The sequence below is a fragment of the Staphylococcus sp. FSL W8-0305 genome (genome assembly GCF_037966415.1).
Lineage (GTDB): Bacteria > Bacillota > Bacilli > Staphylococcales > Staphylococcaceae > Staphylococcus > Staphylococcus aureus.
In genome coordinates this window covers 2,254,221-2,267,133 of sequence record NZ_CP150198.1, presented here as the reverse complement: position 1 = coordinate 2,267,133, position 12,913 = coordinate 2,254,221, and the positions used below count along the sequence as shown (strand labels likewise).

At 33.5% G+C, this 12,913-nt stretch carries 11 protein-coding genes; 1 reads left to right on the top strand and 10 read right to left on the bottom strand.

Annotated features, from left to right (window positions below; all coding sequences use genetic code 11):
* Window positions 1–40 precede the first annotated feature (40 nt).
* From NST10_RS10950 to NST10_RS10915, 8 genes are all read right to left on the bottom strand, one after another.
* Window positions 41–1,399, bottom strand: a complete 1,359-nt coding sequence (locus NST10_RS10950; protein WP_000481410.1) for a gluconate:H+ symporter — start codon at window positions 1,397–1,399, stop codon at window positions 41–43.
* Window positions 1,400–1,515: 116 nt separating this feature from the next.
* Complete coding sequence (gntK, locus tag NST10_RS10945) at window positions 1,516–3,069, bottom strand: gluconokinase (protein WP_000876646.1); 1,554 nt, start codon at window positions 3,067–3,069, stop codon at window positions 1,516–1,518.
* Window positions 3,070–3,093: 24 nt separating this feature from the next.
* Window positions 3,094–3,774 carry a GntR family transcriptional regulator gene (locus tag NST10_RS10940; protein WP_000990133.1) on the bottom strand — a complete coding sequence of 227 codons (681 nt, stop codon included), beginning with the start codon at window positions 3,772–3,774 and terminating at the stop codon, window positions 3,094–3,096.
* Window positions 3,775–3,960: 186 nt separating this feature from the next.
* Window positions 3,961–4,692 (bottom strand): MerR family transcriptional regulator, encoded by a 732-nt coding sequence (locus tag NST10_RS10935; RefSeq protein ID WP_000074001.1) that lies wholly within the window; start codon window positions 4,690–4,692, stop codon window positions 3,961–3,963.
* Between the two features lie 164 nt (window positions 4,693–4,856).
* The gene (locus NST10_RS10930) at window positions 4,857–5,549 is read right to left on the bottom strand and encodes a GTP pyrophosphokinase family protein (RefSeq protein ID WP_000289134.1); all 693 of its coding nucleotides are present in this window, start codon (window positions 5,547–5,549) and stop codon (window positions 4,857–4,859) included.
* A gap of 230 nt (window positions 5,550–5,779) precedes the next feature.
* Complete coding sequence (locus NST10_RS10925; protein WP_001117052.1) at window positions 5,780–6,196, bottom strand: DUF2188 domain-containing protein; 417 nt, start codon at window positions 6,194–6,196, stop codon at window positions 5,780–5,782.
* A gap of 138 nt (window positions 6,197–6,334) precedes the next feature.
* Entirely contained in the window at window positions 6,335–8,158 is a 1,824-nt protein-coding gene (locus NST10_RS10920; protein ID WP_000586376.1) for an FUSC family protein, read from the bottom strand.
* 476 nt (window positions 8,159–8,634) lie between these two features.
* A complete protein-coding gene (locus tag NST10_RS10915; RefSeq protein WP_000660709.1) occupies window positions 8,635–9,912 on the bottom strand; it encodes an MFS transporter in 1,278 nt (425 codons plus the stop codon).
* Window positions 9,913–10,462: 550 nt separating this feature from the next.
* Here NST10_RS10915 and NST10_RS10910 point away from each other — a divergent pair.
* On the top strand, window positions 10,463–11,074 hold the full coding sequence (locus NST10_RS10910) for a DedA family protein (RefSeq protein ID WP_000435044.1): 612 nt from the start codon (window positions 10,463–10,465) through the stop codon (window positions 11,072–11,074).
* A gap of 230 nt (window positions 11,075–11,304) precedes the next feature.
* Here the strand turns inward: NST10_RS10910 and NST10_RS10905 are convergent, their stop codons facing one another.
* Entirely contained in the window at window positions 11,305–11,922 is a 618-nt protein-coding gene (locus NST10_RS10905; protein ID WP_000615895.1) for a LysE family transporter, read from the bottom strand.
* Window positions 11,919–12,899: a fatty acid desaturase family protein gene (locus NST10_RS10900; RefSeq protein WP_000172879.1), complete on the bottom strand. Its 981-nt coding sequence runs from the start codon at window positions 12,897–12,899 to the stop codon at window positions 11,919–11,921. The genes NST10_RS10905 and NST10_RS10900 overlap by 4 nt, the downstream gene beginning before the upstream one ends.
* Window positions 12,900–12,913 lie beyond the last annotated feature (14 nt).

Genomic DNA, 12,913 nt, shown 5'->3' with positions numbered 1-12,913 from the left:
ATATTGTAATTACCTAAAAACACGTTTACTTAATATTTAGTTAAACAAATAAGCTGATGAATAAAATGAAGATGATACCTGAAACGGAAATAATCGTTTCTAATAATGACCATGTTAGGAATGTTTCTTTTACAGTTAAACCAAAATATTCTTTAAACATCCAGAATCCTGCGTCATTAACATGAGACAAAATCACACTACCTGCACCAATCGCTAGTACAACTAATGCAACATTTACATCTGATGATTGTAATAATGGTAAGACAATACCTGTAGTTGAAATCGCAGCTACTGTAGCCGAACCTAATGCGATACGTAGCACAGCTGCAACAATCCAAGCTAGTAAAATCGGAGACATCTCTGTACCTTCAAACATTTTAGCAATTGTATTTCCGACACCACCGTCAATTAATACTTGTTTAAATGTACCGCCACCGCCAATAATCAATAACATCATTCCGATTGGATAAATCGCATTCGTCACTGATTCCATAATATGATTCATCTTACGTTTTCTCATTAATCCCATCGTAACGATTGCAAATAATACTGCTATTAGCATGGCTGTCCCTGCTGTTCCGATCATATAAATGATAGATTCAAATAGATTTGTAGGTTTGTCGTGCCCGGTTACAAGTTGCGTTATCGTAGACACTAACATTAATATGACTGGTAATGTTGCTGTTAATAAACTCATACCAAATCCTGGCATCTCTTGATCCGTAAATTCTTTTTGTGCACCTAACGCTGAAATATCGCCTTCTCGTGTATACGCAGACGGAATCATTTTTTGTGCAACTTTGTTAAATATAGGTCCTGCAATGAGTGTAACTGGAATGGCAATAATCATACCGTATAGTAATACATCTCCTACATTCGCCTTTAATTCTTTTGCGATGACTACCGGTCCTGGATGTGGTGGTAAAAAGCCATGTGTCACTGATAAAGCTGTTACCATAGGTAATCCTAGTTTTAACACTGAAACATTTGCGCGTTTTGCTACTGTAAATACTAATGGAATCAGTAAGACTAAACCTACTTCAAAGAACAATGCAATCCCGACGATAAATGCTGCAACAAGCATTGCCCATTGTACATGTTTTTGACCAAATTTTTGAATCAACGTGTCTGCAATTCGAGTTGCACCACCACCATCAGCAAGTAATTTCCCAAGTATGGCACCTAAACCGAATATCAGTGCAATGTGGCCGAGCGTACTGCCCATCCCTTTCTCAATCGTCTCCATAATTTTAGTCAATGGTATACCTAGCATTAACGCTGTAATCATCGATGTGATAATTAATGAAATAAATGTATTTAATTTAAACCCAATGATTAATACTAATAAAATAATTATACCTAAAACAACACTGATTAACGGCCATATTTCGTTAAACATGACATTCCCCTCTTTCTCTTTTCAATAGAATGTAACACCGTCGTCGCGCACGTATTCCACATAATATATAGTAGTCATGGCACAACAACTTTATCTAAGATGCTTGAGTGACGTATTTATTGTGTTTTATTTTCAGCCATATGTTTGCGTTGAAAATCTGCAATTTGTTCATAATTCTCTGTTAAAGAACGACTTAAATTGATAAAAATGGATACGAGCTCTTGATAAACAGCGACATTTTCTTCAATCGGCGTATGATTGTTTGTGGCACCGACCATCGATGAAACGATTGAAAAATCTTCAATGTCACCTACAGCTTTAAGCCCGAGTACGCAGGCACCTAAGCATGAACTTTCATAACTTTCAGGAACCACTAACTCTGTGTCAAATATATCTGACATCATTTGACGCCATACTTCACTTTTCGCAAAACCACCTGTTGCTTTTATCATCTTAGGTGTTTCATTCATTACTTCAATAAGCGCAAGATAGACGGTATACAAATTGTAAAGAACACCTTCTAATGCAGCGCGAATCATATGTTCTTTTTTATGAGATAAAGTTAAACCGAAGAATGAACCTCTTGCATTTGCGTTCCAAAGCGGTGCACGTTCTCCAGCTAAATAGGGATGGAATATTAAACCATCTGCACCTGGTTTAACACGCTTTGCAATTTGAGTTAAAACATCATAAGGATCAACACCGAGACGTTTCGCAGTTTCGACTTCGCTTGCTAACAACTCATCGCGCAACCATCTCAATACGACACCACCATTATTTACAGGGCCTCCAATGACGTAGTGGTCCTCTGTTAAGACATAACAAAATATTCTACCTTTGTAATCAGTACGTGGTTTATCTATCACAGTACGAATCGCCCCAGATGTACCGATTGTGACAGCAACTTCTCCTTTACCAACACTATTGACACCCAAATTAGAAAGGACCCCATCACTCGCACCAATAACAAACGGTGTATCTTCATTAAGCCCCATTAATGTTGCATAACGTTCTTTCATACCTTTCATCACATACGTTGTTGGCACTAATTCCGGCAACATTTCCTCGGAAATACCAAGCAATTCTAATGCCCCAACATCCCAATCTAATGTTTCTAAATTAAACATCCCTGTTGCGGAAGCCATTGAATAATCAATGATATATCTATCAAATAAATGATAGAAAATGTATGTTTTAATATCTGCAAACTTAGCAGTTCGTTGAAATACATCTTGCCATTCATGTTTCATCCAAAAAATCTTCGCTAATGGCGACATAGGATGAATAGGCGTACCTGTTCGCTGATAAATCGCATTGCCATCATGCACTTCATTTATTACTGTTGCATATTTTGCAGCGCGGTTATCTGCCCAAGTAATATTATTTGTTAATCTTTGATGTTGCTGATCCATCGCAATCAAGCTATGCATTTGCGCACTAAATGACACAAATTTAATATCATCTTGATTAACTTTCGATTCCCTCATTATGTATTTAATTGTCATTAATACCGCATCAAATAATTCATCTGGGTTTTCTTCTGAGACATCAACGTTTGGTGTGTGTAAATCATAGCCGATTTGATGTTTCATGATGAAAGTTCCATTTTCATCATATAAGACTGACTTGGTACTCGTCGTTCCAATGTCGACACCAATCATATATTTCATGACAAATCCTTCTTTCTTTTCATTTTAATTCAACCAAAATCCTTCAATATCTTTACCAACATCGTCGAAATTTAAATGAAACGCTTCTTTCAAAATTTGACTGTCGTATTGTTCCACTGCATCAATAAACACTTGATGATTATGATGTATGCGTTCAAAATCTTGCGGGTTTTGTTGCATACGTTGTCGCATGGATGTTAAAACGAGCGCCATCATTACTGGTTTTAAATGACTCCAAAATGAGTTTAAATATTGATGATTAGATGCTTTGATTAATGTTTCATGAAATTCAAAGTCATGCTTCGTAAATGATTCTGCATCCTCAAATTTTACTGCCACTTTCATCATTTCAAGTTGTTTCTTCATTTCTTTTACGATAGGTAGTCGCTCTTGATTTTTAACTCTTGAAAATGCAAATGACTCTAACATCAGTCGCAAATCGTACATTTCTTTCTTTTCTTGTTCCCCAAACGGCAACACATGTGCACCCATTCTTTCTAATTGGATGAGTTGATTTTGTTGCAATAATTTAAATGCATCTCGAATTGGCGAACGACTCACATTAAATTGCTTTGCCATTTGATTTTCAGTGAGTAACGTACCTTCAGCTATGTGACCATTCACAATGCCTAAGCGTAATTCTGCTGCGATACCTTCTCCAGTTGTCATACCTTCCAACCATTTCTCTGGATATCCATACATCATCAAAGCCACTCCTTCATTACACGACATACTTGTATACAAGTATGTTAATATAGTTCTTAAGTGTTTGCAAGCGCTTTCTTTACGCGTAATAAAATAGTGACCACCCCTCTTCAATGTAAATTTAAAGGGAATGGTCACTATCACACGAATGATTTAATTGTTATGTTGTATGTGGGATGTGTCTAATTATTCTGTACCCATATGTGTTTTAGGTACTTCAATGCAATAATGCGTTTCATGACAGTTTGGACATTCGAATCGACGTGTTGTCGCAGTATGTTTCGCTTTGATAACTGCCCACAAAGACGGTGAGAATATATGCTGGCAGTTAGGGCATAAATAGGCAACTTTGCGTTGATAGTAGATAGTAATACCAATGCCATAACCGATCATAAATGGTAAAGCAATTAAGAACGGCCATTTGTTTTTCATCAAGATTGAACTCAAAATGCTAGAATATTGAATTATTCCTATAATACCAGCACTAATCCAAATGTTACGACGAATACTTTTCATTTCAGCTGATTTACTCATGACATGCTCTATGTCTTTTAAATGTGTGATTGGAGACGTCGACGCTTCATTTACGTAATATTGAACATTTTTAATTTTGTCTAATACCGCTTGTTGCTGTTTGACTTGTTGATTAATTTCTTGTTGTTTCATAGTTAGTAAGGTATTGAGTGTCTTCAAAGTACCTTCACCTTTTAGCAACATATCTATATCGCTTAACGCACAACCTAAATCTTTAAGTAATAAGATTAACTCTAATGTTTGTCGCTGTTGTTCTGTATACACACGACGCTTTCCTTCTGTAAATCCTTGTGGTTTCAAAATACCTTTGCGATCATAATATTGAATCGTTCGTGTTGTCACATTGCATAATTTTGCGAGTTCTCCAGTCGAATAGTTAGACATAGATTCCACCTCCTACAATCACCATAGTTGATGACCCGACGTCACGAGCAAGTATAATTTCCACATTTTTAAGAAATTTATTATACTAGGCGTCTTATTTTTGTGATTTCATACCATGTTGATTTACAAAATCACTCAAATTAAGCAACACACCTACTAAACGTCTACTCTGTTATTTCAGAATGAATTTGTTGTAATTTATTTTCAACTTCAGTAATCTCTGTCGCACATTCTTTCAATAAATCTCGATACTTTTCCGTCTCTGCCTTGTTTTTATAACGTATTTTATGTTCTAAACTTGCCCACATATCCATACCTATTGTTCTAATTTGAATTTCAACAGGCAATACCTCAACGCGTTCTGCTAAAAAGACTGGAATGGATACAACGATATGTAAACTGCGGTAACCATTTTCTTTAGGGTGCTGAATATAATCTTTACGTTTTATCAATTGTACGTCTTCTTGTTTAAGCAACATCTCTTCAATCAAATAAATATCATCTAAGTAATTACATACTACGCGAATTCCCGCAATATCCAGTATATGTTCTTTGGCAGTTTCTGCGCTAATCTGTAATCCTTTACGATTAAGCTTTTCTATTAAACTACGCATTTCTTTCACACGTCGCTCCATATGATGTATAGGATTGTGTTTATAAATGTGATTGAAATTGTCATCTAAAATACTCAGTTTTGTGCTTATTTCCTTTAGTGCTGATGAATAAATATGATCTAACTCTACGAAACCTAATAACGTATCAAATGCTTCATCACCATTTTCAAATTTACTTAAACTATTTTTAAAATCATGTCGCAAATCCTCTAAATATAGTGATGGTTTTCGATCTACATACATTTTTATACTTACCTCCGATATATAATCATCTTTATTGTACCTAACATTTTATTAAGATAATACTAATACACTATCGAACTTTGGGCTGATACTGAAACAGCACAAAGAAACTCAAACAATTCGAATTATGTATCAAAACCTTCAATTATAGGAAGTAATTTTAAAATGATTTAACGCAAAAAAACACCTGTTACCGTTATATAGGTACAAGTGCTTAATTGATAGAGATGTTATACGTCTTTAAATGATTCCACAACTTTTGGATGCGGACCATCCATAAGCGGTTCTCTTTGTCGAACGCCACCACTTTGGTTGCCAATTGATTCGCTATCAAAGTACGATTTATCTTGATTTGATTGTTCTTGAATATGTTCTTCATTATCAGTTGTTGCATATTCACTATCCACCTCTGGTTTTTCCATTGTTGCTGTATGGAATTGTACGAAGTTCTCTTCTTCTAATGCTTTGATTTCTTCTTTCGATAACGCTCGATACCAATCTTTCGCTTTTTTCGCCGCAATAGGAACAACATCTTTTTCAAGATATCCTTCTTTTAACATTGCATTCGCAATTTCTATCGCCTTTTGCCGTTTAATTACTTCAAATTCTTTCCATTTTTCGGGGTAACCTTTCATTGTAAAGGGCATTTCCTTAACCTCCAATATGTTATAATTCATGTTAAATGCCACCATAATTATAAAATGAAACATATTAAACACAATTTTTTAGACTCCCGTCATAATAACTTCAGACAAACGTTAGTCTGACCTGATAAATAATTTATTTTAAACGTTCTTGTCTCTCTCACGAAAACCATTGTGTTGAATATTCATCATTGCTGATTGAATATAATTATACTGTGGTAAATCTGGTAATATCTTTATTTCTAATTCTGTATTTAATTCTAAATGCTTAGCGATGTTTTCAAATGTTGCTAAATACTCGCCCATTAATTGTTCATTTATTGTAAGTCTATCTTCATTAGCCATGGCTCTATTTAACATAAAGCTAATTTCTTCTAATGCGAATAAGCTAGGATAATAATTTTGAATCAATGTTTTATCACTAAATAATTCACCATTAGCTGCATTATAAACTTGCGTCATATTATTTAATTTCACAGATAGGTTCATAGCCGTGTTTTTCTGATACACATCATCTTTATATTGGTTTTCAGAAAATAAATAATGGAAGAGCGTTGCTTCTTTACGAACAACTTCAGCCATTACATAAGGAAGCAATGCGGATGCGGTACGTTGCCCAAGGACAAATAAACCTATGATTGCAATCACAATACCCATTGCAACGTCAATAACTCTTGGAAACGCAATGTTAATTGTTAAGTTCTGTGATGCTAATCCGTTCATTAAAATAACTTGTATTGTAATAAAAACTACTGCAATTGTATAATTTGCTCCCACCAACGCTTCAGTAAATAATGCTGCAATGCCCATTAAAATGACTGCAACAGGTGTTGGTATTGAAAACAACAATATAACTGAAAGTACTAGCACACCTAAAATGGTGCCTAATCCACGTGCCATACCTCTCTCAATTGCATGTATAGTTGATGTTCCTAATAATACTGTATGTGCGGATAAAGGTATCCAATATGCTTTTTCAAAATCGAACATTAACGCGATAAATATCGCTATCATCATAATCGCTGCATACCTCAATGTATTTCTAAACACGATTGAATCTAATGTTAAATTTTGATAAATACGCTTACTATATAAAGGTTTTCGCATTTCAGCTTCATATGCGATACGTGCTTCATTTGCATGCACCATTTCGTCAATTTTCAAGATATGGTTGAATAAGTTTTGAAATTCCTCTGTTACTGTTACTTCTTTGCGCCAATATCTCACATTTTTATTGCGATCATCTCGCTGTGTAATGATATGATCCATCATTTCAATTAACTCATCTGGCAATGGTCTGATTTGTTTAGCATTCAGCTCTAATAATTCAGAATATATCCCTTGTGCTGATGTGTGTAATAACAATAATTTTTGGAAACGTCCGCTTAATTTATCACTACTTGAATTAGAAGTGATGAGTAGTTTATCCGACGCTTTAAAACTATCCACCGCTGTTTTTGCTACTTGTGAAAATGCAGATTTATCATTGTAAGCATGCAATAACTTAGATATGAGTTTAAAATCGTTTTGAATGGCTTGTTCTTCAGCTTTGTTTTTAGACAATAAGATTGTGATGAGTACCATCATAGTGGCAAGTACACCACCTACTAAAATCGCAAAGCCTCTATATAATGCTTCTTCAGGTGCTATAGGTAAGTTAATGGGTAAACTGAATGTCACAATGAAGAATGTCGATGACGGTCCAGCAATTTTCAAGGCGGTAAATATATAAAATGGTATAACCGTAACAATTAATAATGTCATTCCAAAAACGAGCGGCGTTGTGGCTGTTAGCGTACCAAGTATCATGCATATTGCAAACGCTAAATTACAAATTATTACAGTTCGCAGCTTAGATCGCGACGGACCTTTAAAAACGTAGATATGTGCTAGAGTTCCGGTTGCAACTAATAATCCAAATTGGAAATTACCACATAAGTAACCGATGATTGCAGGAATAATCATTAACAGTCCTTGTCTTATCCCTTTATAAAAGTCTAAGTTAAGTCGATTAATTTTTATAAGTGATGTCAAAAAGATGTCATTTCGACTTCTCCCTTCCTCGTCAAAATATTTCCATAATCATTTTATTAGCATAGTTAATTTGAGTATGTTGCTATAAATTTCAATTACGCAACATATGTCATTATAACACCTTATGCTCAATTATCTAAATTTAAAAACTTTTAAAGTCCAATTAAAATTATTTTCTAATGTTATTTAACATCGTTGAACCTTTGGTCGCCCACCTTTGCGCTAGTTAAAATTTATTTGTACTTTTACAATAGTTACCTGACTAAGGTTTTAAAACTTTATTTCTTCTACATATATTATTTTAATAACTTCCCGTTCATCTTAAACCATATCTGTTTTAAAATTTTTCAATTTCAACGAAAAAAGCAATAAGCCCCAACTATGTGAAAGCTTATTGCATGATTAAATTATTTTTCTATTGCTTTATCATCACTAACAATTAAAGGTTGATCTGGTTTCACATAGAACCACATAATCACAGCGATTACTGCTGGAACGATTAACAATTGGAATGTCATTGTCCAACCTAAATGTTCTACGAATAGACCTGCTAATAGCGGACTGATTAATGCACCTATATTACCCCATAAGTTCATCCATCCTGATACTGTACCAGAGAAGTTACGTCCTAAATCAGTTGCTGCTGCCCAACTCATACCCATTGAAATACCGATACCACCAAGACCTAGTGATAACCAGAAAATACTTACATATAAATTTCCTGTACGTACAGCAAAGATAATTGAAACTGCAAATACAATAAATCCTGCGATTGCAATTACACCTCTAGCTACGAATTTTGAACGACCTAATCCTAATACACGGTCAGAAATTGCACCCGCTGATAAGATTAAGAAGAACATTAATAACCAAGGTAATGAACTAATGCTCATTTCTTTAAAGTTAACGTGGAATACTTCTGTTAAATACGTCGGTAACCAAATTAAGAATAATGTAATGATAAATTGTACAACAAAGTATTGAATTGCAATTGCATAGAAGCTAAAACGTTTAAAGAAATCATTCCATGGTGGTGATGACTTTTCAGTAGCTACGATATCACGGTTTTCCATAATGAAACGTTTCTCCGCTTCATTAACCATTCTATGTTGCTCAGGTAAGTCTTTAGCAATAATCGCCCATAATACAGCCATTAAAATCCCTACTGCACCAAAAATATAAAATACTGCTTGCCAGTTAAATGCGTTAACAATAGCAATTGTAACTATTGGTGCTAATACAGGTCCGAAATATGATCCTGCTAATAATGCACTTGATGCTCTACCTTTTTCATTTTTAGAGAACCAAAATGAGTTAAACACAGCATTAGAAGGGTACATTGGCGCCTCACCTACACCAAATAAGAATCTCACTAAATAAATTAAACCGTGGTTCTTAATCATACCCGTTAAGATTGTAAATGCACTCCACCAAACTAATGCAATTGTAATCATCTTACGTGGACCGAATTTTTCAGCCAACATCCCCGATGGTACTTGCATTAATGCATAACCTAGAGAGAAGAATGATGCCAATAAACCAAATTGTGGTTTTGTCATCCCTAAATCATCCATCATTTGCTTAGCGATATATGAAATGTTTGCTCTATCCATATACGCAATAACCCCAATAAAGAAGAACGCAAGCGCGAACATCCACCTTACGTTAGTTCGTTTTTCCTTCATAACTATTCCTACTTCCCTAATTAATTAATTTTTTAAAACTTACCCTGAAACGTTAAAATTTTCGGACATCTGGCATGTCCACCCCTACTTTGTCACAAAATTGTACCAAAGTTATTTTTTATAATATTATCAGACATGGAAAGCGTTTACAATAGAATCTATAAAAATTTTATTAAATTCCGCTTAACTTTTGCTATTAAAACGATATAAAGGAACTTTTAGTTACATAGTAGCCTATCATTTGTTAATTAAAAATACTGCAATACTAGTGTTTTAAAACGTATATTGCAGGCTTTCTTACATATTTGACATTCATTTTAAATTGCATAAAACTACATTACTCATTCATTGTGCAGCGCCTGTTATTTAGATGATCATTTGTTGACTTTTCGTACTTATAGCAAGCAATTTTTTGATTTATTGCTTATAATACATTTTAAGACAAATGCTTGTTTCAACATCGCATACGACATCATTCATTATTCATTTGAATTTATCCAGTTTCTATTTGTCTGCAATTGCTGAAAATTAAAGGAGCTTATTTTTAATAATGGAACAAATTATCACTGAATTTATTAGTCGTTTTGGGTATGCAGCCATTTTTATATTAATTTTATTAGAAAATGTTTTACCTATCGTACCATCGGAAATTATTCTAACATTTGCTGGTCTTATGTCTGTTAAATCACATTTATCAATTTTAACCTTATTTATTATTGCAACCATCGCATCGTTTATAGGACTGTTAATTTTATATTATATCTGTCGTTTGATTTCAGAAGAACGTCTATATCGCTTTATTGATCGACACGGTAAGTGGATTAAATTGAAAAGTAAGGATTTAAAGCGAGCAAATGATTGGTTTAAAAAGTATGGCGTATGGGCTGTATTTATCTGTCGTTTTATACCTGTATTACGTGTATTGATTACCATTCCAGCCGGTGTAAACCGCATGAATGTTGTGACATTTACCGTTATTTCATTAATAGGTACAACAATTTGGAACTTCGGTTTAATTTTACTAGGACGCACGTTGAGCGATAGCTTTGGTATGTTGATGACTGGTCTTCATACATATTCACGTATTATGTATGTTGTCATCATTATCGCAGTCATTTACTTTGCTATACGTTACATTGGCAAACGTAAGAGAGTAAAATAATATTGTTGTTAGCATAAAGAAGAACCTCGAATTTATTCCTCCGAGGTTCTTCTTTATATTTTTATATAATTTCATAATAATGTTACATTTTTTCAGTTAAGATTTCCAATCTTTTTTGTCAACTAATTCTAAGGAGCTCAACACCTCAAGATTAATTATAATATTAAAATCTTTTCATTTTTAAATATCACTTACTGTTTTTCCAATTATAACTAATATGCACTTTTATATTATAAAATTAACTTTAATATATTTTTTACAATAACAATACTAACAGCAATTATTATTATACTAGAGATTTTATTTAAAAATAATATATATTTACCTGTTCTATCTATAGAACCTAAAACCTTACCTAATATTGCTAACAGAAAAAACCATAGCCAAGAAACCATAATTGTGGCAATACAAAAAAGTATCTTTTCTAAACCAGAATAGACAGATGCGCTTGATCCAATTACACCAACTGTATCCATAATTGCATGTGGATTTAACAACGAAACAGATATAGCAAAACCTATTTGCTTTTTTGTACTCATCGGTTCATAGTTCTCTAGAGTGTTAGGCTTTTCTTTCCATAAAGACCAAGCCATGTACAATAGAAAAAACAAACCAACTATATAAATAAATAATTGTAGAACTGGTAATGACATTAATATTAGTGAAACACCCAGTACAGCAATTATTATTAAAAAAGTGTCACATAATCCAGCCGTTATAACAACCGGCAATGCGTTTATCATTTTTTTTTGATTAGCACCTTGATTAAATACAAACACGTTTTGCGCTCCTAGGGGCAAAATAAGCCCCAATGCTAATAAAATACCGTGTAAAACTGGTTGTATCAATTCGCATCCTCCCCCTTCCCAACAATGTTCGGTGTACAAATATCTTTTACTACACTATAAAAACCCGGTAGTGTCGTCTTGAAGAACCCAGTACAATGGTGTGCTTCTCTATATTTTTGATCTTTCATTAATATAATATGTGCTTTTTTCAAATTATAATGTGGAATTGCTGGGAATAAATGGTGAACTAAGTGAAAATTATCATGGTGAGGATGAAATAAAAATATTGTCCAAGGCATACCAAAAGTATTCCGACTTGCTGTTAACTCACTATCATTATTCAATCCAGAGTGTTCAGCCATTTCTGCCCAATAACGAATAATCTGAAAAGTTGTTAAAAGTGGTATAAACCAATAAAGAATAACATATAACCAAAAATTAAACATAATTGATAACGTAATAATTGTTACCCAGAAAATATTTCTAGTCCATATTTCTGATTTAGGTGTATCCCTACTGTATAAGTTAGCTGAAACTGTACCTAAAACATATTTAGGCACATGGAATAAAAATAGTACCTTTACAATGTGATTAATTATAAATTTTTTCACATCTTTTTGCGGCTTATCTAAACCTACAATGCGATATCGTTTAGTATCTGGGTCTTTTTCCTCATCCCATAAATTTCTATGATGTTTAAAATGAGAATTACAATATGTAGTAAAGCTTGTAAATATAGGGAATGCTACTAAAAGACAAGCAATCCATTTATTATAAAACTTATTTGTAAATAATGAACGATGACATGCTTCGTGCATTAAGTTATCAAACGCCCTCATTCGACTTCCAATTAAAATAATACTTATAATATAAATAATGAGATTACTCATATAGATACTTATACATGCACTCCCGAGAATTACCAACCAGTCAAAAATCAAAGCGAAAATATTGTGGTAATTATCCTTTTTCATTAATAACTTCAAATCTTTTTTTATCTCCATTGAAAATACAGCTTTTTCTAATTTTAGTGTCAATTTAACCGCCTCCC